This is a genomic window from uncultured Sphingorhabdus sp., assembly GCF_937872355.1.
In the GTDB taxonomy this organism is placed as follows: Bacteria; Pseudomonadota; Alphaproteobacteria; order Sphingomonadales; family Sphingomonadaceae; genus Sphingorhabdus_B.
In genome coordinates this window covers 1-21164 of sequence record NZ_CALMSV010000262.1, presented here as the reverse complement: position 1 = coordinate 21164, position 21164 = coordinate 1, and the positions used below count along the sequence as shown (strand labels likewise).

25 protein-coding genes and 1 pseudogene are annotated in these 21164 nt (G+C 56.9%); 10 read left to right on the top strand and 16 right to left on the bottom strand.

Features of this window, described 5'->3' with window-relative positions; all coding sequences use genetic code 11:
- Positions 1 to 160 precede the first annotated feature (160 nt).
- The 7 genes from Q0239_RS16760 to Q0239_RS16730 all read right to left on the bottom strand — a co-directional run bounded on the left by Q0239_RS16760 (position 161) and on the right by Q0239_RS16730 (position 6799).
- Positions 161 to 661 carry a DUF4402 domain-containing protein gene (locus Q0239_RS16760; RefSeq protein WP_298604984.1) on the bottom strand — a complete coding sequence of 167 codons (501 nt, stop codon included), beginning with the start codon at positions 659 to 661 and terminating at the stop codon, positions 161 to 163.
- A 209-nt stretch (positions 662 to 870) separates the two neighbouring features.
- Positions 871 to 1812 (bottom strand): ParB/RepB/Spo0J family partition protein, encoded by a 942-nt coding sequence (locus Q0239_RS16755; RefSeq protein ID WP_298604982.1) that lies wholly within the window; start codon positions 1810 to 1812, stop codon positions 871 to 873.
- Entirely contained in the window at positions 1809 to 2588 is a 780-nt protein-coding gene (locus Q0239_RS16750) for a ParA family protein (protein WP_298604980.1), read from the bottom strand. The genes Q0239_RS16755 and Q0239_RS16750 overlap by 4 nt, the downstream gene beginning before the upstream one ends.
- Entirely contained in the window at positions 2585 to 3265 is a 681-nt protein-coding gene (rsmG, locus tag Q0239_RS16745; RefSeq protein WP_298604978.1) for a 16S rRNA (guanine(527)-N(7))-methyltransferase RsmG, read from the bottom strand. Before rsmG ends, Q0239_RS16750 begins: the two co-directional genes overlap by 4 nt.
- Positions 3262 to 5175 (bottom strand): tRNA uridine-5-carboxymethylaminomethyl(34) synthesis enzyme MnmG, encoded by a 1914-nt coding sequence (mnmG, locus tag Q0239_RS16740; protein WP_298604975.1) that lies wholly within the window; start codon positions 5173 to 5175, stop codon positions 3262 to 3264. Before mnmG ends, rsmG begins: the two co-directional genes overlap by 4 nt.
- 70 nt (positions 5176 to 5245) lie before the next feature.
- Entirely contained in the window at positions 5246 to 6538 is a 1293-nt protein-coding gene (mnmE, locus tag Q0239_RS16735; RefSeq protein ID WP_298604972.1) for a tRNA uridine-5-carboxymethylaminomethyl(34) synthesis GTPase MnmE, read from the bottom strand.
- Between the two features lie 9 nt (positions 6539 to 6547).
- Positions 6548 to 6799, bottom strand: coding sequence for a DUF6489 family protein (locus Q0239_RS16730; protein WP_298604969.1), 252 nt, complete (start codon positions 6797 to 6799; stop codon positions 6548 to 6550).
- Between the two features lie 98 nt (positions 6800 to 6897).
- Here Q0239_RS16730 and Q0239_RS16725 point away from each other — a divergent pair, with 98 nt between their 5' ends.
- Entirely contained in the window at positions 6898 to 7608 is a 711-nt protein-coding gene (locus tag Q0239_RS16725) for a dienelactone hydrolase family protein (RefSeq protein WP_298604965.1), read from the top strand.
- Between the two features lie 3 nt (positions 7609 to 7611).
- On the opposite strand, the gene Q0239_RS16720 is transcribed toward Q0239_RS16725, so the two are convergent.
- The 6 genes from Q0239_RS16720 to hemE form a co-directional block, all read right to left on the bottom strand.
- Entirely contained in the window at positions 7612 to 8205 is a 594-nt protein-coding gene (locus Q0239_RS16720) for a GNAT family protein (RefSeq protein WP_298604963.1), read from the bottom strand.
- A 10-nt stretch (positions 8206 to 8215) separates the two neighbouring features.
- Complete coding sequence (locus Q0239_RS16715) at positions 8216 to 8959, bottom strand: TerC family protein (protein ID WP_298604961.1); 744 nt, start codon at positions 8957 to 8959, stop codon at positions 8216 to 8218.
- Positions 8956 to 9246, bottom strand: a complete 291-nt coding sequence (locus Q0239_RS16710) for an antibiotic biosynthesis monooxygenase (protein WP_298604959.1) — start codon at positions 9244 to 9246, stop codon at positions 8956 to 8958. Before Q0239_RS16710 ends, Q0239_RS16715 begins: the two co-directional genes overlap by 4 nt.
- A gap of 13 nt (positions 9247 to 9259) precedes the next feature.
- On the bottom strand, positions 9260 to 10516 hold the full coding sequence (gene rho, locus Q0239_RS16705) for a transcription termination factor Rho (protein ID WP_298604957.1): 1257 nt from the start codon (positions 10514 to 10516) through the stop codon (positions 9260 to 9262).
- 157 nt (positions 10517 to 10673) lie between these two features.
- Complete coding sequence (locus Q0239_RS16700; RefSeq protein ID WP_298604955.1) at positions 10674 to 11117, bottom strand: CopD family protein; 444 nt, start codon at positions 11115 to 11117, stop codon at positions 10674 to 10676.
- Positions 11118 to 11134: 17 nt separating this feature from the next.
- Entirely contained in the window at positions 11135 to 12169 is a 1035-nt protein-coding gene (gene hemE / locus Q0239_RS16695) for a uroporphyrinogen decarboxylase (RefSeq protein WP_298604953.1), read from the bottom strand.
- Between the two features lie 302 nt (positions 12170 to 12471).
- On the opposite strand from hemE, the pseudogene Q0239_RS16690 reads away from it, so the two are divergent.
- From Q0239_RS16690 to Q0239_RS16650, 9 genes and pseudogenes are all read left to right on the top strand, one after another.
- Positions 12472 to 13264: pseudogene (locus tag Q0239_RS16690) on the top strand (pyruvate, water dikinase regulatory protein).
- The gene (locus tag Q0239_RS16685; protein WP_298604951.1) at positions 13261 to 13860 is read left to right on the top strand and encodes a Maf family nucleotide pyrophosphatase; all 600 of its coding nucleotides are present in this window, start codon (positions 13261 to 13263) and stop codon (positions 13858 to 13860) included. Before Q0239_RS16690 ends, Q0239_RS16685 begins: the two are co-directional and overlap by 4 nt.
- Positions 13857 to 14666, top strand: a complete 810-nt coding sequence (gene aroE / locus Q0239_RS16680; RefSeq protein ID WP_298604949.1) for a shikimate dehydrogenase — start codon at positions 13857 to 13859, stop codon at positions 14664 to 14666. The genes Q0239_RS16685 and aroE overlap by 4 nt, the downstream gene beginning before the upstream one ends.
- Positions 14663 to 15286 (top strand): dephospho-CoA kinase, encoded by a 624-nt coding sequence (coaE, locus tag Q0239_RS16675; protein ID WP_298604947.1) that lies wholly within the window; start codon positions 14663 to 14665, stop codon positions 15284 to 15286. The genes aroE and coaE overlap by 4 nt, the downstream gene beginning before the upstream one ends.
- 19 nt (positions 15287 to 15305) lie before the next feature.
- The gene (gene dnaQ, locus Q0239_RS16670; protein ID WP_298604945.1) at positions 15306 to 16028 is read left to right on the top strand and encodes a DNA polymerase III subunit epsilon; all 723 of its coding nucleotides are present in this window, start codon (positions 15306 to 15308) and stop codon (positions 16026 to 16028) included.
- Between the two features lie 41 nt (positions 16029 to 16069).
- Entirely contained in the window at positions 16070 to 16645 is a 576-nt protein-coding gene (gene raiA, locus Q0239_RS16665; RefSeq protein ID WP_298604943.1) for a ribosome-associated translation inhibitor RaiA, read from the top strand.
- 87 nt (positions 16646 to 16732) lie between these two features.
- A complete protein-coding gene (locus Q0239_RS16660) occupies positions 16733 to 17203 on the top strand; it encodes a PTS sugar transporter subunit IIA (protein WP_298604940.1) in 471 nt (156 codons plus the stop codon).
- 21 nt (positions 17204 to 17224) lie between these two features.
- A complete protein-coding gene (locus tag Q0239_RS16655; protein ID WP_298604938.1) occupies positions 17225 to 17569 on the top strand; it encodes a DUF1491 family protein in 345 nt (114 codons plus the stop codon).
- Positions 17570 to 17739: 170 nt separating this feature from the next.
- Entirely contained in the window at positions 17740 to 18459 is a 720-nt protein-coding gene (locus Q0239_RS16650; RefSeq protein WP_298604936.1) for a cell wall hydrolase, read from the top strand.
- Positions 18460 to 18520: 61 nt separating this feature from the next.
- Here the strand turns inward: Q0239_RS16650 and proC are convergent, their stop codons facing one another.
- From proC to lysA, 3 genes are all read right to left on the bottom strand, one after another.
- Positions 18521 to 19324: a pyrroline-5-carboxylate reductase gene (gene proC, locus Q0239_RS16645; protein ID WP_298604934.1), complete on the bottom strand. Its 804-nt coding sequence runs from the start codon at positions 19322 to 19324 to the stop codon at positions 18521 to 18523.
- Positions 19317 to 20102 carry a bifunctional precorrin-2 dehydrogenase/sirohydrochlorin ferrochelatase gene (locus Q0239_RS16640; RefSeq protein ID WP_298604932.1) on the bottom strand — a complete coding sequence of 262 codons (786 nt, stop codon included), beginning with the start codon at positions 20100 to 20102 and terminating at the stop codon, positions 19317 to 19319. Before Q0239_RS16640 ends, proC begins: the two co-directional genes overlap by 8 nt.
- A 7-nt stretch (positions 20103 to 20109) precedes the next feature.
- On the bottom strand, positions 20110 to 21164 hold a 1055-nt coding region (gene lysA, locus Q0239_RS16635; RefSeq protein WP_298604930.1), incomplete at its 5' end, for a diaminopimelate decarboxylase.

Below are 21164 nucleotides of genomic sequence, written 5' to 3'. Positions count from 1 at the left end.
AATTCGGATGGGAAACGCGGGTTTCCCTCCATTTCGGACTAACAGGACATGGTTACCAAGCCGCTAACGATAGCAGTGTTGACACAGAAAAACCCCGGCAAGCGCTGGGCCTGCCGGGGTTCCTGAAGTCTCGCTGCAGCGCGAAGCTGCCGCGTTTGCCTTATTGATATTCGGCGGTCACGTCGAACGTGCCGGTATAGGTGCCTGCAACCTGGTTCGGGTTCAACGAAATGGTGCCGCCGACGTAGACAGTCTGCAGCGAAGCCGAGTTGAAGGTGATGTTGTTGTTTGACAATGTCAGGCCCGACAGCGCGATATTGGCACCAGGACCGGTCAAGGGGGCAGGGTTGCCGACGGTTAGGTCGATAACTTCACCGTTGGTAGCCTGGGTCACCTGGAAGCTGGCAGCTGCGCCACCGCTGATCGCGATAACACCCGTACCGACCGGAACGGCCGCGGCCGAAGCGCCGAGGGTCACGGTACCGCCAGCAGCCGAAGCTGCGACAACACCGAAATCAAGGTCGGTAACAGCCGAAAGCTGTACAGCGGCAAGTACCTGAACGGTGGCATCGGCCTGTTCAGTGGCAGCATAAGCGGCATTCGATACCATGCCGGTAGCGACGATTGCGCCAGCAAGCGCAAGCTTCATCTTGTTGATCATTTATCTGGTCCCTTTTGCGACAAACTGAAAATTCGGAATGCCCCACTGCATTCATCGTCGCTTATGCAGACCGAATCATAAGATGTTGCTGAATTTCATGGTTAACACACCATGGTTAATTCGAGTATAAAATCATTATATCTTATGGAGTTAATGCGTTAACGCATCGATTGGGGGCTGTGAATTTCTACGGAAATGTAGAACTTTCGTCAGAATTGTTCACCGGTCAGCCGCTGGCAAAGCATGTCGAGCTGGTCGAGACTGCGATACTCAAAAGTCACTGCACCGGCGCCACCCTGCCCTTTGTGCGCGATCTTTACCTTGAGCCCCAAAAGGTCGCCCAAATGCTGTTCGACGGCACGAATATCCGCATCACTGGTCGACCCCAGCTGCACACGTGGCTTGGGCGCCTTGCCTTCTTCAACATGTGTGCGACGAACCAGCGCTTCGGTCTGGCGCACGGACAAGCCCTGTTTGACAACAACCGCAGCAAGCCGCGCGCTGTCTTCAGCCCCCAGCAGAGCACGGGCGTGGCCCATCGACAGTTTACCTTCGATCACCAAATCACGTACCAGCGTCGGCAGGTCGAGCAAGCGCATCATATTCGCCACATGGCTCCGCGATTTTTCAACAATCGCTGCCAGTTCGCTTTGGCTATGGCCGAAATCGTCGCATAGCTTTCGATAGGCCTCGGCCTCTTCGATCGGATTGAGATCTTGCCGTTGGATATTCTCGATCAGTGCGATTTCGAGCGTTTCTTCATCGGATAGCTCGCGGACGATTGCCTTGACCTGGTGGAGCTGCGCCTTTTGCGCTGCACGCCAGCGCCGTTCGCCTGCGACAATCTGATAGCTGCCGCCATGCGGACGCACCAATATCGGCTGGATCAAGCCGTGACGTTTGAGGCTGGCGGCCAGCTCCTGCAGCGATTCCTCACTGAAATGGCGGCGCGGCTGGGCGGGATTAGGATGGATGTCGGCAACGGCAATCGTTGAAACACCGTCTGTTGGTTGCGCTGCGCCAATAGCGGCAGGCTCACCGCCGCCGGCGACGCGGCTTGCGCTGCGATCAAGTGATACTTCGCCCAGAAGCGCATCAAGGCCCCGGCCCAGCCCCATTTTCTTGCGCAGCGGCTTTTCCCCTTCGCTCATGCTGCCATCTCCTGTGCGGGCAAGCGCGCCAGTAATTCGCGCGCAAGACTCATATAGGCTTCCGAGCCTGAACAGCGATGATCGTAAATCAGGGCCGGTAACCCGTGGCTCGGCGCTTCAGAAAGACGGACATTACGGGGGATCACGGTTTCGAACACCAGATCGCCCAGACAGCTGCGTACATCTTCGGCCACCTGGTCGGTCAGGCGGTTGCGGCGATCGAACATGGTGAGCGCCACACCCAGGATCGACAGCGACGAGTTGAAGCGATTTTGAATGCGCTCAACTGTTTGTAAAAGCTGACTTAATCCCTCCAGCGCAAAAAATTCGCATTGCAAGGGAACAAGGATCGAATCCGCGGCCACCAACGCGTTGATCGTCAGCATGCCCAGCGAAGGCGGGCAATCGATCAGGCAGACATCCCAGCGGCTTTCCTCGACTGCCAACGCTCTTTGTAATTTGTGCGCGCGATCGGGATGATCGACCAACTCGACCTCGACGCCCGACAAGTCGACCGTCGCCGGTAGGATATCAAGGCCCGGGATCATTGTTCCAGCTACCGCTTCGGCCAGCGTGGCTTCACCCATCAACAGATTATAGCTGCTATATTCACGATCAGATGATTTCACGCCGAGACCGGTTGAGGCGTTGCCTTGCGGATCAAGATCAATCAGCAGGCAGCGGCGGCCACAGGCAGCCAAAGCTGTTGCAAGGTTGATGGCTGTCGTCGTCTTGCCGACGCCGCCCTTCTGGTTCGCAATGGCGATCCGGATCATCTCTTCCGCCGTCCTTTCGCCGCAGCACCAGCTATAGCCCCGGATGCGGGCTGAATATTGGTTCCGCGCACTGTGCCCACCAAAATCCCTGCTTCGGGGTCGGTCACGCTGGGTTCGACCGAAAAGTCCAAATCCCACGCCTTTCGGGCTTCCTCAAGCTCATTAACCGCATTTCGACCCTTTGGCAGCAGCCATTTTGTCTTATCTGTGGAAAATCGAGCGGATAAATCGAGCAATTTGGAAAGAGGCGCGAATGCACGCGCGCTGATGACATCAAATTTTTGCGTCTCGACACGCTCGATAGGCATTCCGGCAACTGTCGCTCGACCTTCAAGACCAAGTAAGACGACGGCCCGGTTGAGATATTCTATGCGCTTGGCACGTGATTCGACCAGAACCACATGCCAATCGCTGAGCAATGCAACGACAATACCTGGAAAACCGGCACCCGAGCCAAGGTCTATCCATTGGCCTGGTTGGGATTGCGCGAACATTAGCAATTGCGCACTGTCGACTATGTGCCTTGCCCAGATGTGGTCGAGTGTCGATGCAGAGATGAGGTTCTGCCTTTCTGCCTCCGCCTTGAGAAAGGTGATAAACGCCTCGAGCTTCTCCCATGTTCCACGTGAAACATTGAAATTCTGCTCTAGCCAGGTCCGGGCTTCATCCTCTGTCATGCAGCCTTCTTGTCGCTTGCTTGCGCGCGTTTCGCATGAACCAGAATCGCTGCGAGCGCGGCAGGTGTAATCCCGCGTATGCGGCTTGCAGCAGCCAATGTGTCTGGCCGCGCACTATCGAGCCGTTCGACCATTTCATTCGAAAGTCCGGCGATAGTCCGATAGTTCATATTGTCCGGGATTCGGATCCGTTCATTCGCAGCAAGATCCCGCAACTCCGCTGCCTGCCGGTCGACATATGGGGCATAGCGACCGTCTTGCTCGAGCTCTGCTATAACATCATCAGACCAGTCGAATGTTGTTTCACGTGAAACATCCTCGACTGCTGGTACGACACGCAAAAGTTCAGACAGGCTTACATCAGGGAAACGAAGCCAATCAATAATCGGCATCTTGCCGGAATCCCGCTTTACAGGAATACCTTCAGCAATGAGTTGATCCGCAGTGGCGCTGGCTTGTAGAACTGCCGACAAACGAGCTTTCTCCGCCGCCTTTGCATGAAATTGCGCCCGACGCTCAACACCGACTACCCCCACTTCAATTCCCAGCGGAGTGAGCCGAGTTGCGGCATTATCGGCCCGCAGACGCAGTCGATACTCGGCACGCGCTGTAAGCATTCGATAAGGCTCGGTGACACCATGCAGTACGAGATCATCCACCATCACGGCAATATAGCTGTTGGAGCGGTCCAGCGCCGGCATTTCTCTGCCCAGCATCGCACTGGCCGCGCCCATCCCCGCAACCAGACCTTGCGCTGCCGCTTCTTCATAACCGGTTGTGCCATTGATTTGTCCGGCGCAGTAAAGTCCTTCAAAGTCTTGAACTTTCAGCGTCCGGTCGAGCGCCCGAGGATCGATATAATCATATTCTACGGCATATCCCGGAACCACCATCTCGACCTGCTCGAGGCCTTGCATCGACCGCACCATAGCGAGCTGGACGTCGGTGGGCAGCGATGTCGAGATGCCATTGGGATAGATCAAATGACTATCGAGACCCTCTGGTTCGAGGAAAACTTGATGGCCCTCGCGATCGCCAAAGCGGAAAATCTTGTCTTCGATTGACGGGCAATAGCGCGGGCCCTGCCCTTGGATCGCACCGCCAAACAAGGGGGAGCGATCAAGACCAGCGCGAATGATGTCGTGGGTTTGTGCGTTGGTGCGGGTGATCGCGCAGAACAGCTGGGGCACATGGCGATGTGGTGTCATCGCCGACATTGTCCATTTTTCGCCGTCGGATGGCTGTTCGTCGAGAATGGCCCAATTGATCGTCCGGCCATCCAGCCGAGGCGGCGTGCCTGTTTTCAGTCGTGCCATGGGCAGCCCTGCCCCGCGCACCTGCTCGGCCAGTTTCAACGCACTCTGCTCGCCAATGCGCCCGCCGGTTATCCGTTCTTCGCCACGGAACAGCGTTCCGCCCAGAAAGGTACCCGTGCACAATATGACGGCCTTTGCCGCCAATGCCGTCCCATCCGAAAGATCAAGGCCCGCCACCTTGCGTTCGCTACCCGTTTGGAAACGCAGAGCGGCCACCTCGCCCTCGATCACCGTCAAATTGGGTGTCGCCGATACTTGCCTATGTATCGATGCCTTGAACAATTTCCGGTCGGCCTGGATGCGCGGGCCCTGCACTGCGGCGCCTTTTGAGGCGTTGAGCATGCGATAATGGATGGCCGCATCGTCTGCTGCGCGCGCGATCAAACCGTCAAAGGCATCCACCTCGCGAACGAGATGTCCCTTGCCCAAACCCCCAATCGCAGGGTTGCAAGACATGGCTCCAATTGTATCGCGGGCAAAGCTGACCAAAGCGGTGCGTACGCCCATGCGCGCTGCGGCGGTAGCCGCCTCCACGCCTGCATGCCCGCCGCCGATTACGACAACGTCAAAATCCGTATCTGCCCGATTGCTCATTGCCCGGCCGCATAGCGCACCCAGCGCTAAGGGTCAAAACAAGTCGAAGATGTTCCACGTGGAACAACGCCTATTTGCCAATGCAGAATCTTCCAAACAGCGCGTCTAGCATATCCTCGGTGCTAGCCCGCCCGGTCAGCGCATCCAGCGCTAACCTCGCCTGCCGCAACTCTTCCGCCATAATCAAGGGATCATGGGCCTTGCTCGCATGCGACAAAAACAAAGCCGTATCGCGCAGCAAATACCGTTGCCGCTGGTTGAGTGCGAAGGCATCCGGCGGAGGCAGCATGTCCCGGCCTTTCGAGACCAATGAAGCTATAAGTTCCAGCATCCCCTGACCGCTTTTGGCAGAAACCACTATGGCATCCACCTTTCGAACATGATTTGCGACATCAGCCTTGGCTTCGATCTCGATCAGATTAGCATGCCTCGGGCCCTCACCCTCGCCGCCCAGCCACAGCACAATGTCGGCATCCGCTATAGCTCGCTCCGCTCTTTCTATGCCAATCGTCTCGACGACATCCCCGCTGTCATCGCGCAAACCAGCAGTATCGGTGAACAGGAATGGAATCCCCTCCAACGCGACCGGCACCTCAATCAGATCGCGCGTCGTACCTGCAATATCGGAAACGATCGCTGCCTCGCGCGCCACCAGTGCGTTGAGCAGGGTAGATTTACCGCTGTTGGGCGGGCCAGCCAAGACGACGCGCAAACCATCGCGCAATTTTTCGACCGGCGGGAACTTCAACTGGTCCGCAATGGCGTCATGAAGTTCGACACATCCATTTGATATTATTAAATATTCTTGCTCTCCAACATCGTCTTCGTCGGAGAAATCCAGTTCAGCCTCAAGCATCGCAGCCAGCCGCAGCAGGGCATCGCGCCACGCTTCTACCTGTTGGCTGAATGCCCCGCCCGCGATCAACGCGGCCGCTCGCCGTTGCCATTCGGTTTCGGCGGATAGCAGGTCCGCCAGCCCCTCAGCTTCGTTGAGATCGATTCGGCCATTGGCAAAAGCGCGTCGGGTGAACTCGCCGGCTTCTGCGCGGCGCAGTCCATCGATTTCTGACAGCGCAGTTTCGACCGCGCGAACGACTGCGCGCCCGCCATGGAGATGGAGCTCGGCGAGGTCCTCCCCCGTCGCCGTTGCTGGACCGGGAAAGATCAGGACCAGGGCTTGATCAAGCAATTCCCCGTCGGCAGGGCTTTTGAGGGTCCGAAGCGCTGCCTTGCGCGGCGGAGGTAAATTACCCGCAACTAGCCTGACTGCCTTAAAAGCTTGAGCCCCGCTGATGCGTACCACCGCAATTGCAGCAGGCGGTGCGCCGCTGGACAGCGCGAAGATTGTATCAACGCTGTCCATAGCTGAAATCTACTTCTTGTCCTTGCCGCCCAGGCCGCCACCGGCCAATCCGCCCATCAGGCTTTTGATGAAGTCCATGCTCTGGTCTCCCATCGGCACCCAGTTGCGGATCATGCCTTGCACCATGTCTGGCGTAAGACCTTTGTCAGCAACCTTTTTCAGTTTATCGAGATAGACTTCATGCACTTCGGAAAGATCGGGCAGCCCCATCAGGCGGCGGACTTCCTCAGGGGTGGTATCGACTTCGATGTTGAATTTCATGGTTAGCCTCCCTGCCTTACAGCGATAATACCCGATTGTCGGCCGCACTATAGTCGCATAAGCGACAGGGGCAATTTTTTGATTTCAGGAGCAAGCTCATGGGTGAAATGACAAAGATTCGCGCATTTGATGAAGATGCCTTGTTCGGTGCCTATGTTGCCAAGCCCGAAGGCGAGGTAAAGGCGGCCATCATTGTCATTCCGGAAATCTTCGGTGTGAATCCCGGAATCCGGCAGAAATGCGAAAATTGGGCAGAGGCCGGCTATCTGGCCGTCGCCATCGACATCTTCTGGCGCTTTGCGCCGGGCGTCGAGCTCGATCCCGATGTAGAGGCCCAGCTGCAGGAAGCTTTCGGATATTTCGGGCAATATGAACCCAATGACGGGGTAAAGGATATCGAAGCCGCGATCCACGCCATCCGCCGCGGCGAACTGGGCGCGCCAGCCGTGCAAAAAGTTGGCTGCGTCGGCTACTGCCTGGGGGGTCGCCTTGCTTATATGGCCGCTGCACGCACCGATGTGGACGCGTCAGTCGGCTATTATGGCGTCATGATTGATACCATGCTCAATGAAAGCCACGCCATCGCCAACCCGCTGATGCTGCATATCCCCACCGCCGACCATTTTGTCGGCCCCGAAGCGCAGGCAGCCATCCATGCCGGGCTAGACGGGCACCCCAAAGTCGTCTTGCACGACTATGTCGGGCTCGATCATGGATTTGCAGCCGAGATGGGCAATCGTCGTGATGAAGAAGGAGCGCAACTGGCGGATTCACGGACTTTAGCGTTCTTCCGCGCGCATTTGGGCTAGCCGCTAACCACGCGCCAGCTTCATCTGCAGATTGCGCTTCACGCCTTCCCATTCATTGGCGAGGATTGAATAAAGCACCGAATCGCGAACGCGCCCGTCGAGAATCATGTGGTTGCGGATCAAACCGTCGCGCTTCGCCCCCAGCCGTTCTATCGCCCGCTGAGACGCGAAATTGAAATGGTCAGTGCGAAACTGCACGCAAACACAGTCCATCGCTTCAAAGGCGTGCGTCAGGAGCAATAGCTTGGCTTCGCTGTTAATTGACGTCCGCTGCACCCGACTGGCGTAAAAGGTGGTGCCTATTTCAAGTCGGCGATGCGGCGCATTCATCCGCATGTAGCGAGTGGAGCCTACGAGCTTACCCGACGCCTTATCAATCACCGCAAAGGGCATGCTTCGTCCCCAGCCCTGATCGCGTTCGGCGTTGTCGAGATAGGCGTCAATCGACTCCGGACCAGGGACAATTGTGTAGAACAACTCCCACAGCTTGCCGTCGCTCGCAGCATCAACGATGGCTGGTCCGTCGCTGCGAACCATGGGTCGCAATTGCACATGGCTGCCCTCGAGTACCGGCTGTTCGGTCCAGGGGTCGACCATGTAACTGGACTCAACCGCCAATAAATGGAGCGACAAACTTGCCGAGACCCAGCTGCGGATCCATCCAGCCATCATAGATCATCTTGATCGCTACATAGACGATGACAGCAAGGCCGATCCACGCGATCCAGCGATAGCGTTCGATATATTTGGCGATGATGTTGGCGGCGATTCCCATCAAGGCGACTGCAAAGACGAGGCCGACGATCATGATGCCGGGATGGTCCTTTGCCGCTCCAGCAACCGCGAGCACATTGTCGAGGCTCATCGACACGTCGGCTATGGCTACAGCCCAAGCGGCACCGACAAAGCTTTTCGCAGGCTTGATACCCGAATCCTCGTCACCCGCAATTTCGGGAGAGCCGGGGGAATCGGTACCATGATCTGCGCCAATGTCGCGGTACATCCGCCAGGCCACCCAAAGCAGCAACACGCCGCCCGCAAAGATCAGCCCGACGATTCCCAGCAGCCATGTCACCATGAGCGCAAAGGCAACGCGCAGCACCAACGCGGCGATCACACCAATGGCGATCACCTTTTTACGCTGGTCAGCCGGAAGGCCGGCGGCAAGCGCACCGACGACGATGGCATTGTCCCCCGCAAGCACGATGTCGATCATCAACACCTGCAAGAATGCGGTCAGCGCCGAGGGCGAACCTATGTTCGAAAAGTCCTTGACGATAGCCGCCCAGATTTCGGCGGGTCCACCCAGAGAAGGGACAGCAGCGGCGCTGGCAAAAAACAATTCAATCACAACGGATCCTCAAAATAGTCGACGCTCGGCATAGGGTCATAGAAGGAATGGAGCAAGGCTCGCCATTGCTGATAGCGATCCGAATTGCGGAATCCGTCGCGATGGTCGGCAATCGAATCCCAACGCACGAGCAGCAGATAAAGCCCTGGCTTTTCGGCTGCTGGACGAACCTCGATTCCCTGAAAGCCCGGCGAAGCGGCAATCAGTGGCTTGGCATTTGCCATCGCCAACTCAAAAGCTGCTTCCTCGCCGGGCCGAACTTGTAAAAGCGCATGTTCAATTATCATGCGCAGTCCAGTCTTACTGGTTCATCGAATCGAAGAAGTCTTCGTTGGTCTTCGAATCCTTCATCTTGTCGAGCAGGAATTCCATCGCGTCGACGGTGCCCATCTGCATCAGGATGCGGCGCAGGACCCACATTTTGGTGAGCTTGTCCTTCTCGACCAGCAGCTCTTCCTTACGGGTGCCCGATTTGCCGACATCGAGTGCAGGGAAGATACGCTTGTCGGCGACCTTGCGATCGAGAACGATTTCGGAGTTACCCGTGCCCTTGAATTCTTCAAAGATCACTTCGTCCATGCGGCTGCCGGTGTCGATCAGCGCGGTGGCAATGATCGAGAGTGAACCACCCTCTTCGATATTGCGCGCCGCACCGAAAAAGCGCTTTGGACGCTGCAGGGCGTTGGCATCGACACCACCGGTCAAAACCTTGCCCGACGAGGGCACCACGGTGTTGTAGGCGCGGCCGAGGCGGGTGATCGAGTCTAGCAGGATGACGACATCATGCTTGTGCTCGACAAGGCGCTTGGCCTTTTCGATTACCATTTCGGCGACCTGGACGTGGCGGGTTGCAGGCTCGTCAAAGGTTGAGGAGACGACCTCACCTTTCACGCTGCGCTGCATGTCGGTGACTTCCTCGGGGCGTTCATCGATGAGAAGAACGATTAGGAAGACTTCGGGATGGTTGTCGGTGATCGCCTTGGCGATATTCTGCAGCAGCACCGTCTTACCGGTGCGCGGTGGCGCGACGATCAGCGCGCGCTGGCCCTTGCCCTGCGGACTGATGATATCGATGACGCGGGCAGACTTGTCCTTGACGGTAGGGTCGAGCGTATCGAGGGTCAGCTTCTGGTCCGGATAGAGCGGCGTCAGGTTGTCGAAATTGACCCGGTGGCGAACTGCATCGGGATCGTCGAAATTGACCTTGAGGACCTTTGTGAGCGCGAAATAGCGTTCGCCATCCTTGGGTGCGCGGATTTCGCCTTCAACGGTGTCACCGGTACGCAAACCATATTGGCGGACCATATTGGGTGATACATAGATATCGTCGGGTCCAGCGAGATAATTGGCCTCTGGCGAACGCAGGAAGCCAAAGCTGTCGGGAAGAACCTCGATTGTGCCTTCGCCGATAATCTGCTCGCCATCGTCCGCCATCTCTTTCAGGATAGCGAACATCAGGTCCTGCTTGCGGAGGGTCGAGGCTCCCTCGATCTCCAACTCTTCAGCCATCGAGACGAGTTCGGCAGGTTTTTTGTTTTTGAGGTCTTTTAAATGCATGTGCGTGTTCCGCTGGAAATTAGACTGCCGGCGTAAAGAGCTGCCGGCGGGATATGGAAAGGTCGATGGCGCTGTCGTTGAAAAGAGGAATGCGCCTCACGCCCAGGACGGGCTTGGCCTTTTAATTAGATCTTTGAGGTCAAATAGTCAATGCCGGTCAAAACGGCTTGGCGACAACCAATATGACAATGATCGCTGCAGCTATTCCCGGAACTTCGTTGAGAATGCGCAATTTCTTGCCCCCCAATGGTCTCTCACCTGCGGCCAGCTTTTTTGCGTAGCCGATCATCCAGCCATGATAGGCAGATAGGCCGAGCACGGCGAGCAGCTTGGCATGAAACCAACCTTCGCTGAGCGCCGAAATATGCCAGGCGAGCAAGAGGCCGACGACCCAAACGATAACCATCGACGGATTGAGGATGATCCGAACCAAACGCCGCTCTCGTTCAACCCAGCGCTGGGCCTCTTCCGACCCTTCTGGGCTTTCCTGATGATAGACAAAGAAACGCGGCAGCATGAACAGCCCGGCCATCCAGAAGATGACAAAAATGATGTGCGCCGATTTAAGCCAGAAATAGAGCAATGCGATGGTTTCCGTCATTCGGGAATCCGCCTTGGTTATCCCCCGCGGACCAAATTAAGCAGCTTTTCGACATGCGCAATGGGGGTATGCTGCAAAATGCCATGGCCAAGGTTGAAAATATGCGGGCGGTTTTCGAAGGCAGCCAAAATCCGCGCGACTGCGTCTTCCAAAGCTTCGCCTCCGGCCATCAATGCAAGCGGATCGAGATTGCCCTGCACCGGCAATCCTTCGGGTAGTGAAGCATTCGCCCAGACCGGATCGACTGTTTCGTCAAGGCCAATCGCGTCAGGCTTTACCTCCTGCGCATAGGCCACAAGTTTGGCACCCGCTCCTTTGGGAAAGCCGATGATCGGGGTTTCCGGATGGCGTTTGCGCAGCTCTGAAACAATCTTTGCATTAGGCGCTATCACCCAACGTTCGAACTGCGCCGGGCTCAGCGAACCAGCCCAGCTATCAAACAGCTGCACCGCATCAACGCCTGCCTCGATCTGCTTTGACAGATAATCAATGGTGGTTGCTGTTATGGCGTCAATCAGTTCACCGAACTTTTGCGGGTCAGAATAAGCCAGTGCACGCGTCTCCGCGTGGTCCTTGCTGCCCTGCCCGGCCACCATATAGGTTGCAACGGTCCAGGGGCTTCCTGCAAAGCCCAGGAAGGTGGTTTCGGCCGGTAGAGCAGCCCGAACCTTCCGTACCGTTTCATAAACTGGCTCCAGCCGTTCTGGGGCAGGGGTAAAATCGCGCCAGTCGTTTTCGGACAGCTTGGGGGCCAACCGCGGACCCTCCCCCGTTTCGAACCACAGATCCTGCCCCATGGCATGCGGCACGACGAGTATGTCAGAAAACAGGATCGCGCCATCAAAGCCGAAACGGCGGATCGGCTGCAAGGTGATTTCGCAGGCCGCATCGCTATCATAAGCGAGTTCAAGAAAACCGCCCTTCTCCGCACGCAGTTCGCGATATTCAGGTAAATAGCGACCAGCCTGACGCATGAGCCAGACTGGAGGCATATCGAACTTTTCCCCTCGCAATACGGCAAGCAGTTTTCGATTGGGCAATTCGGTCGCCATGCAAGAATCCAACAAATAAATAATAGATATAAGGATGATGAAATATGATGCGCTGTGGGCAAGTGTGGCCCTTAGGCACATATCTTTCTTTTGCCAACATATTGACTCTGTGGCCTGCTTGAATCCTGACGATTCGGGATTCACTTTCCCCGTTATTCACAGGCTGTGGAATGCACTTTCCGGCTGTGGATGAACTGTGCCCGAATCCGATAGAGAGTCGGGACACGACAGGCACAAAAACCGTGCCCATTTTCATCCCTTGATTTATCCCCAAGCTGCCCACAAAGCTGTGCGGGAAGGACATTTCATTGCAAAGCCGCATCCATCTTCATCTGCTTTCGGACTCCACCGGCGAAACGCTGGAAAATATCGCGAAGGCTGCGCTTGCCCAGTTCGACGAGGTTGATGTCGTCAAACATTTCTGGCCCATGGTGCGGTCAGAAGCGCATCTTGATCGGATCCTTGTCGATGTTGCGGCAAATCCAGGTTTGGTGCTGTTCACGCTGGTCAATCTCGCGATGCGTCAAAAGCTTGAAGATCGATGCCGCTCACTTGGTTTGCCGACCGTTGCGGCGTTGGACGCGGTAACCGATGCATTGTCCGGCATATTGGGGCAACAGGCAAAAGCACGACCGGGGCGGCAACATGCGCTTGATGCCGCCTATTTCGCCCGGGTCGAGGCGATCCAATATACCATTGCGCATGATGACGGGCTCAACCATCATGAATGGGAAGAGGCTGATATCGTGCTGGCCGGGGTCTCGCGAACCTCGAAAACGCCGACCAGTATCTACCTTGCCAATCGCGGCTATAAAACTGCCAATATCCCGTTGGTTCCGGAATCGCCGCCGCCTCCCGCGCTCTACACTCTCAAACATCCGATGGTTGTCGGCCTTGTTACCTGACACCGATTATGTTGCTGAAGACAAGGTGAAGGAAGAAATCGCTTTTGCCCGGCGCATATTTGGCGACAATGGTTGGCCCGTAATCGATGTGACCCGCCGGTCGATTGAGGAAAGCGCGGCCGCGATCATCAATCTGTTCAACGAACGGCAGGTGCGTGATGTGGCGAGCGGAGAGGGTGCACCCGTTTGACCCGCATCATATTGGCTTCGACGAGCGTTTCTCGAAAACAAATACTTGATAATGCTGGATTATCATTTGACGCCATGACGCCGATGGTTGATGAGGATGCCATCAAGCAAAGCCTGCAGGATGAAGGTCTTGGGCCGCGCGATATTGCCGATGCGCTTGCTGAGGCCAAAGCGGTCAAGCTGTCCGCAAAATATCCGGAGTCGCTGGTGATCGGTGCAGATCAGACTCTGACACTCGATAAAGGTCCGCTTTTCGACAAGCCAGACAGCCCGGAAAGGGCCAGGGCGCAACTGGCACAAATGGCCGGCTGCAGCCACCGCCTGTTCAGCGCAATAGTCGTTGCCCAATCGGGTCAACCGGTCTGGCGGCATATAGGCGTTGTCCGGATGCATGTCCGGCCATTGAGTCCGGCTTTCATCGATTCCTATGTTGAGCGCAACTGGAACGAGATCCGCCATTGTGTCGGCTGTTACCAGATCGAGGGAGAGGGCGCGCAGTTGTTTACACGGATAGAGGGGGATTATTTCGACATCATGGGATTGCCGTTACTGCCCCTGCTCGCCTATCTGCGCGAGCGAAAGGAGATGGCGTCATGACTGCTTATGCCGAAGTGATCGGTGACCCGATCAAGCACAGCAAATCGCCATTGATTCACGGATTCTGGTTACAGAAGCTTGGTATCGTTGCTGATTACAGGGCGCATCATGTGCTTACAGAAGATCTGGCCACCTATTTCGATAGCCGTCGCGGCAACCCCGATTGGCGCGGGTGCAACATAACGATTCCACACAAGATTGCCGCACTAGATCATGTCACCGACCCCGGCGGGGTGAGGCAATCCATAGGCGCTATCAACACGGTCTTTCGCGGTGAAAAGGGTGAGTTGGTAGGAACCAACACCGATGCGGCCGGATTTTTCGCCCCGATTTCAGAGGATGAATGGGCGCATCGCGATGCTATTGTCATCGGCGCAGGTGGAGCAGCCCGCGCGATCCTGTTTGCGCTGGCGCAGGCCGATATCGGTTCGGTGACGATCCTGGCGCGCAGCCCTTTGAAGGCGGCAGCCCTACTGAGCCATTTCGGGCTGAAGGGGCAGGTGCTCAAAATGGATGCATCCGTGCCGCCAGTCGACTTGCTGGTGAATTCAAGTCCGCTGGGTATGACCGGTCAGCCGCCACTAGAAATTGACCTGTCCCCATTGCCCGAGGATGCGGTGGTTTATGACATTGTCTACTCACCGCTTGAAACCAGTCTGCTGAAGCAAGCGCGCAGTCTTGGTCTCGATACGGTTGACGGGCTCGACATGTTGATCGGACAGGCAGCTTTTGCTTTTGAACTGTTCTTCGGACAGGCGCCACCCGCCGATTGCGAAGACGAATTGCGTGCGTTGTTGCTCAAATGACCGAAACCAGAAAACGTCCGCTCATCCTCGGCCTTACTGGTTCGATTGCGATGGGGAAATCGACCGTCTCGCAAATGTTCGTCGACGAAGATATCCCGCATTTTGATGCCGATGCAGCGGTGCATAAGTTGCAGGGTCCGGGTGGGGCGTTGGTCACCGAGATCGAGGCAGCCTTTCCAGGTACCACCGGTCCGCAAGGCGTTGATCGCCTGAAACTGGGTCCGATTGTACTGGCCGACAAAGAAAAGTTGGCAAAGCTTGAAGGCATTATACACCCTGCAGTGGGTAAGTTGCGTGCCGATTTCCTTGAGGCCCATCGTGATGCACCGATGGTCCTGTTCGACATCCCGCTGCTGTTTGAAAAGGGCGGACATCAGGGTGTCGACAAAATATTGGTGGTTTCGGCGCCCTCTGACCAACAGCGCCGAAGGGCGCTTGCCCGCGAAGGCATGACGATCGAGAAATTCCAACATATTCTCTCGTTGCAAATGCCCGATGCCGAGAAGCGCAAGCGCGCAGATTTTGTCATCGACACCGGTATCAGCATTGCCGATACGCGCGAACAGGTGCGCATGCTGATTAAAAATCTGCGCGGAAGCCTTGCAGACTCACATAAATAGGCCGATATGAATCGATAGAATGCGAGAGATTATTTTCGATACCGAAACCACCGGTTTCGACCCGCTGACCGGAGACAGGATGGTCGAGATCGGTTGTATCGAAATGGTCGGACGGGTGATGACCGGCGCAACCTTCCACTGTTATTTCAACCCTGAACGGGGCATGCCCTCTGCCGCCGAAGCGGTGCACGGGCTTTCCGACAAATTCCTTTCGGACAAGCCACTTTTCGCCAGTCAGGCCGACTCCCTGCTTGAATTTCTCGGTGACAGCCCGCTGGTCGCGCACAATGCAAGTTTCGACTTCGGGTTCCTCAATATGGAGCTTGAACGCTGCGGTCGCGCGGCGATCGATATGGGGCGCATGGTCGACACCATCGCGATTGCGCGAACAAAGCATCCGGGCGCGAAGCTCTCGCTCGACGCGCTCTGCACCCGTTATGGCATTGATCGGAGCCACCGCACCAAGCACGGCGCCCTGCTCGACGCCGAATTGCTCGCCCAGCTTTACATTGAGCTGACCGGAGGGCGGCAAATCGGCCTTGGTCTTGGCGATTCAGCGACCACCAGCATCGAGATCGAAGCTACACGGATTTCGCTGGTCCGCACCGACCGGCTCTTTCGCAGCCCGCGATCACACCAACCTCAACCTGACGAGCTGGAGCGCCATCGCGCTTTTGTCGCCACCATCAAGGATGCGCTCTGGACTGAAGAGGAAAGACGCGCGTTTTCGCCAAGTGATTAACAGCCGTTTCTTTTGGAACGGCCCAAATAAGGAGAAGAACCATGGATATAAGGGTCTCAGGGCATCAGTTGGAAACCGGTGAAGCGCTTCGAACCCATGTCGAATCCCGTTTGGGCGGGATTGCGGACAAATATTTCTCCAAGGCTCTTTCTGCGCAGGCAACGGTTGGCCGCGCACCGCATGACAAATTTTCCTGCGACATCATCGTCCATGTGATGCAAGGCCTGATCCTCAAAGGACGGAGTGAAGCATCAGATGCGCATCTGGCATTTGATGGCGCAGCCGAAAAAATCGAAAAGCAATTGCGCCGCTATATGCGTCGCCTTCAGGACCGTCATGAGCAGACGGCACATGCGCAGCGGCAGGAAGAGGCGGCGTATACCGTTTTTGATGCCGGTGACGTTGAAGCCGAAGCCCCGCCACCCGAAGCCCCTGTAATCGTCGCCGAGATGAGCGTCGACATCCCCGAATCGAGCGTTTCGGACGCCGTGATGCTGATGGATTTGCGCAACACGCCCGCGCTGCTCTTCAAAAACGCTGGCACTGGGAGGCATAATATGGTTTACCGCCGCGAAGACGGCACGATCGGGTGGGTTGAACCGAAATCCACACCCTGACATCGGCCTAAGTCAAAGCATATTCACTTTAGGGATCAATGATTTGAATATTGCCTCGGTGCAGGTTCACCGGCGCAATGGGGTATAATGATGATTCGTATAACGACCCGGTTGGTCGATGGCGCGGTACTCGCTGACATCGAATGCGCCGACAAAAATTGCCTGCTCGACACCGTTTCGAAGCTGGCCGCCGAAAATTACGGCGTCGATGCATCTGTGGTCCATGAAGGACTGCTGGAGCGCGAACGTTTGGGCCCGACGGGCTTTGGCGGCGGCACCGCGATTCCACATTGCAAGGTCGATGGGATCGATGCACCAGCGGGTGTTTTCGTACGCTTGATCAAGCCGGTTGAATATGGAGCGGTGGATGACGAGCCGGTCGATCTGGCCTTTGCGCTCTTTTCGCCTGTGCATGACGGGGCTTCGCATCTGAAGGCATTGGCCGAAGTATCGCGTATGTTCCGCGACGAGGCGAGCTGCGCCCAGTTGCGCGGTGCCAAGGATGCCGGCGCGTTGTTCGCGCTGCTCAGCCCGATTGAGGAGCGCGATGCCGCCTGACGGCATGCGCATGGCGTTCCCATGATCGAGCCAAGGCTCGCTTCGCACATGTTGGTGTCCGGTTTGATCCGGCAAGCTGCGGCCCATGGTGGCTTTGCAGCTGTGTTGCGCAAAGGTGACCGGATAGCAGGTGCGGTCCTTCTGCTGCGGCGCGAAAAAGGGCAGAATCCAGCCCTTTTTGAAAGGTTTCCCAGCTTTGACGGAGCAGGGGAATGGTCCGAAGTAACTATAGAAGATATTGAAAAAGAAGAGAAAATATCCGAATTTCTTGATCGTCGGGCCGCACGAGACCCGGATATCTGGATTTTGGAACTGGACGTCCCGTCTGCAGAACGGTTCACCGACATATTGGCATCGATGAATTGACATTGTTGCGCCGCACAATAGATGCGCGCGCACAGATAGCGAAGGTTGCCTGCACGTTCTGGGGTGGAACAGGGCAAACACGCAAGTCGGACGTGGAAGATTTGACGCACATATAAGCAAAGTACCAACCGCGCGTCATTGGCGACACAGCCGCACAACGAACAGACATAATGAAATTCCTCCTCAAGACCGCACCTGCTGCGGTTGTTTCGCTCACGCTACTCGGCGGAGCTGCTTATTCGGACGCCGGTTTTGCATTCGGCGCTTCAAATGGCGAAAAATTGTCAGCGCAGACGATCGCGATTGATCCGACCGTCCTTGCAGCAGACCAGGCCGCGGTGACTGCGGCGACCACCGGAACAGTTTCGGTGACCAAACTTCCAAATGGCGATGTGATGTTCACCCCAGGCACTGGCGTGTCGGACGCTGACGTGCGTGATGTAGAGCCTGTCGCCGAGGACAATGAAATCAATAAGGCTGACAGCCTTTCAGAACTGGTTCGCGCACATGGCGCGCCCGACGAGTTGAACGCAGAAGAACGCTGCCTGGCGGGCGCGGTATACTTCGAATCGAAGGGCGAATCGCTCGAAGGCCAGCTCGCCGTTGCGCGCGTCGTGATGGCACGTGCGAAATCGGGCCGTTTCCCTACTTCGCTATGCGGTGTCGTATTTCAGAAGAGCCAGTTTTCGTTCGTCCGTGGTGGACGGATGCCCGCCATCAACACCGGCAGCCTGCACTGGCGCAATGCTGTGGCGATCAGCCAGATCGCGCTCAACGATAGCTGGAAAAGCCCGGTTGAAGGCGCCCTGTTCTTCCACGCGCGCCATGTATCACCCGGTTGGCGCCTGAAGCGCATCGGCTCGATCGACAATCATATTTTCTATCGCTGATACCCATCAGCTGAAATCTAAAGGGCCGCAGTCTCTAGGGGCTGTGGCCTTTTTATTTGCCTCAGTCGGGCTTCGACAATTCGACGCCGCGATCGCGGGCGGCTCTCAGCGTTTCATTCAACAGCTGCTGTAGTCCATCGTCGAGGACAGCCAGTCCTGCAGCGGTAGTCCCGCCCGGGCTGGTAACGCGTCGTGCCAGTTCTTCGGCACTGGTATCGGAGCTCACAGCCAAATCGACAGCACCATCAATCATCGCTTTGGCCAGTTCTTCTGAAACCGCTGGCTCAAGGCCCAGCGCTTCTCCGGCCTTTGCCAGCGCGTCGATGAAGCGGTAGACAAAAGCCGGACCCGAACCCGCGAGAGCTGTGACTGCATCCATCAAATGTTCTTCGGAAATCCACACTGGGGTGCCCAAGGGGTTGAGCAGTGCTTCGATTTCTCCCCGCAGCACAGCGTCGCCGGAGGGATCGAACAGGCCCAGCGGTGATTTGCCCAAAGCAGCGGCAAGATTCGGCATCAGGCGCATGACCCTTCGGCCGGGCAATGCGGCTCGCAATGTTTCAACACGAACCCCTGCCATAACCGACAGCAGCAGCGCGTCGGCGGACAATATCGCTTCAAGCTGGCCGGCAATTTGTCCGAAAATTTGCGGTTTGACGGCGATCAGTGCGACACCGACTTTCCGTCGAACTTGTGAAGCATCTGTAAAATGCGAAACACCATCGGGAAGAGATTGGGCCATCGGATCGATAACGATGAAAGCTGCGGGATCGATGCCGCCCGCAATCCAGCCATCAAGCATCGCGCGGCCCATATTGCCGCAGCCGAAAAACAATAAAGGGCTGTCTCGCGAGATTTCAATCATTGGCCAATTCGTGGCGCAGCCGCAGGTGGATGACAAGACCCGATGGTAAATTGCTGCCTGGCGCGCCGACGTGGCGAACGGCATCGGCCCGTGCACGATTGACCAGACCGTCACTTATCGGTCCGTCGATAAAGATATGGTCGGCTTGGCCTAGCAGGCGTGCGGTACGCAGCGTGAGATCTTCGGGATCGGAAGAGCGCAGGTCGATCACCACGACATTCGAGGCTGGAAGAACGCCGTCAAAGTCCAGCCAGTTTTCGATCCGGCCCGGGCTGTTCGGGTCCAGTGGATCGAGCATTCCGCCGGAGGCAAGCGCCGCGTCAAGCTGACGTCGCCGGTCCGCCCCATCGGGCCAACGTGCGCGCATCTGATCCCGCATGGATTGCAGGCGAAGCGCAAGCTCTCCAACAGTTGCAGGCAGAACGCGCTCGATAGCCTGTCGTACCATTTTGGCCAACCCCGCCGAAGCCCCTCCGGTACCTATAGCAACAAGCAATGGATCGCGATTGACGATGGCGGGCGTTGTGAAATCGCACAGCTCCGGCTGATCAACGACATTGACCAGCAGATCGCGCGATTTCAACCGTGCAGCGGCATCAACTGCAGCACCCCGATCTTCGATGGCGACAAAGGCAATCCGTGCCTTCGCGTTGTCTTCGCCGACGCAGATTCCGCCTGCGCGCTCGATCAGGCGGCGCTTGGCATCAGCCGCATCGCCCTCACCAAGCAGGATGACGGGTTTGCCGCGGATCGAGATGAAAAGCGGCAGCTGATTCATCGCTTAATCAGGCCAGCCAGTCGGGGACATGTTCGGCGTCGAGAATCGTCGCAGGTACGATACGTTCTGCCACCACGGCATAGCGATCGCCGCTCACCAGCACCTCGGGCACCAGCCCTCGGCTGTTATAGGTGCTTGCCATTGTGGCCCCGTAGGCACCGCAGGTCCGGAAAATGGCCAGATCGCCCGCCTGCACCACATCGACTTCGCGCGCCATCGCAAATGTGTCGCCGGTCTCGCAAACCGGGCCGACAATATTGGCAGTAAAGCGATTGCCCTTGGGCTCGACCGCCTCAAAATCATGCCATGCGTCATATAGAGCTGGACGGGCGAGATCGTTCATGGCTGCATCGACGATCACGAAGGGCACATTGCCTGATCCCGGTTTCACCCGGATTACCTTGGTGACGAGCACACCGGCATTGCCACAGATGACGCGGCCGGGTTCGAACATCAGCTGGACATTCCAGCCGTTGGTGGCGCGCGCAACCATTTCGCCATATTCATCGGGATGGGGAGGATTATCACCTTCTTTGTAACGGACTCCCAGCCCGCCGCCGAGATCGACATGGGTGATGCTGTGCCCTGCGTTACGCAGGTCGGTAATCAGCTTCCCGATCTTGCCAAAGGCTGTTTCGAGCGGTTCGAGGTTGAGCAGCTGGCTGCCGATATGCAGCGCAACACCGCGCATGTTGAGGCCCGGCAGAGCCGCCAGCCGCGCATATATGCCTTGCGCCTGATGCAGGCCGAGGCCAAATTTGTTTTCCGCCTTGCCGGTCGAAATCTTGGCATTGGTCTGCGCGTCGACATCGGGATTGATCCGCAATACGGCATCGGCGCGATAACCCAATGTTTCGGCAATCGCCGCCAGTTCGCGGCCTTCTTCTTCGGATTCGATATTGAACTGGCCCAAACCGGCCTTGAGCGCCGCAACCATTTCCTCGGCACTTTTACCGACGCCCGAAAAGACGATATCCTTGGCGGGTACGCCCGCGGCCAGCGCGCGGTTCATCTCGCCCGCCGAAACGACATCCGCACCATAGCCTTCGCCCGCCAATACTT

What these genes read in the sequence shown, in the direction of transcription:
- Q0239_RS16710 (WP_298604959.1), bottom strand. Translation starts at nt 9,246, where the DNA reads ATGATAATTGAACATGCGCTTTTACAAGTTCGGCCCGGCGAGGAAGCA.
- Q0239_RS16730 (WP_298604969.1), bottom strand. Translation starts at nt 6,799, where the DNA reads ATGAAATTCAACATCGAAGTCGATACCACCCCTGAGGAAGTCCGCCGC.
- Q0239_RS16660 (WP_298604940.1), top strand. Translation starts at nt 16,733, where the DNA reads ATGATGATTCGTATAACGACCCGGTTGGTCGATGGCGCGGTACTCGCT.
- Q0239_RS16655 (WP_298604938.1), top strand. Translation starts at nt 17,225, where the DNA reads ATGATCGAGCCAAGGCTCGCTTCGCACATGTTGGTGTCCGGTTTGATC.
- coaE (WP_298604947.1), top strand. Translation starts at nt 14,663, where the DNA reads ATGACCGAAACCAGAAAACGTCCGCTCATCCTCGGCCTTACTGGTTCG.
- aroE (WP_298604949.1), top strand. Translation starts at nt 13,857, where the DNA reads ATGACTGCTTATGCCGAAGTGATCGGTGACCCGATCAAGCACAGCAAA.
- rsmG (WP_298604978.1), bottom strand. Translation starts at nt 3,265, where the DNA reads ATGACAGAGGATGAAGCCCGGACCTGGCTAGAGCAGAATTTCAATGTT.
- Q0239_RS16750 (WP_298604980.1), bottom strand. Translation starts at nt 2,588, where the DNA reads ATGATCCGGATCGCCATTGCGAACCAGAAGGGCGGCGTCGGCAAGACG.
- raiA (WP_298604943.1), top strand. Translation starts at nt 16,070, where the DNA reads ATGGATATAAGGGTCTCAGGGCATCAGTTGGAAACCGGTGAAGCGCTT.
- mnmG (WP_298604975.1), bottom strand. Translation starts at nt 5,175, where the DNA reads ATGAGCAATCGGGCAGATACGGATTTTGACGTTGTCGTAATCGGCGGC.
- Q0239_RS16725 (WP_298604965.1), top strand. Translation starts at nt 6,898, where the DNA reads ATGGGTGAAATGACAAAGATTCGCGCATTTGATGAAGATGCCTTGTTC.
- mnmE (WP_298604972.1), bottom strand. Translation starts at nt 6,538, where the DNA reads ATGGACAGCGTTGATACAATCTTCGCGCTGTCCAGCGGCGCACCGCCT.
- Q0239_RS16700 (WP_298604955.1), bottom strand. Translation starts at nt 11,117, where the DNA reads ATGACGGAAACCATCGCATTGCTCTATTTCTGGCTTAAATCGGCGCAC.
- Q0239_RS16760 (WP_298604984.1), bottom strand. Translation starts at nt 661, where the DNA reads ATGATCAACAAGATGAAGCTTGCGCTTGCTGGCGCAATCGTCGCTACC.
- rho (WP_298604957.1), bottom strand. Translation starts at nt 10,516, where the DNA reads ATGCATTTAAAAGACCTCAAAAACAAAAAACCTGCCGAACTCGTCTCG.
- hemE (WP_298604953.1), bottom strand. Translation starts at nt 12,169, where the DNA reads ATGGCGACCGAATTGCCCAATCGAAAACTGCTTGCCGTATTGCGAGGG.
- Q0239_RS16640 (WP_298604932.1), bottom strand. Translation starts at nt 20,102, where the DNA reads ATGAATCAGCTGCCGCTTTTCATCTCGATCCGCGGCAAACCCGTCATC.
- Q0239_RS16755 (WP_298604982.1), bottom strand. Translation starts at nt 1,812, where the DNA reads ATGAGCGAAGGGGAAAAGCCGCTGCGCAAGAAAATGGGGCTGGGCCGG.
- dnaQ (WP_298604945.1), top strand. Translation starts at nt 15,306, where the DNA reads ATGCGAGAGATTATTTTCGATACCGAAACCACCGGTTTCGACCCGCTG.
- Q0239_RS16650 (WP_298604936.1), top strand. Translation starts at nt 17,740, where the DNA reads ATGAAATTCCTCCTCAAGACCGCACCTGCTGCGGTTGTTTCGCTCACG.
- Q0239_RS16720 (WP_298604963.1), bottom strand. Translation starts at nt 8,205, where the DNA reads ATGGTCGACCCCTGGACCGAACAGCCGGTACTCGAGGGCAGCCATGTG.
- proC (WP_298604934.1), bottom strand. Translation starts at nt 19,324, where the DNA reads ATGATTGAAATCTCGCGAGACAGCCCTTTATTGTTTTTCGGCTGCGGC.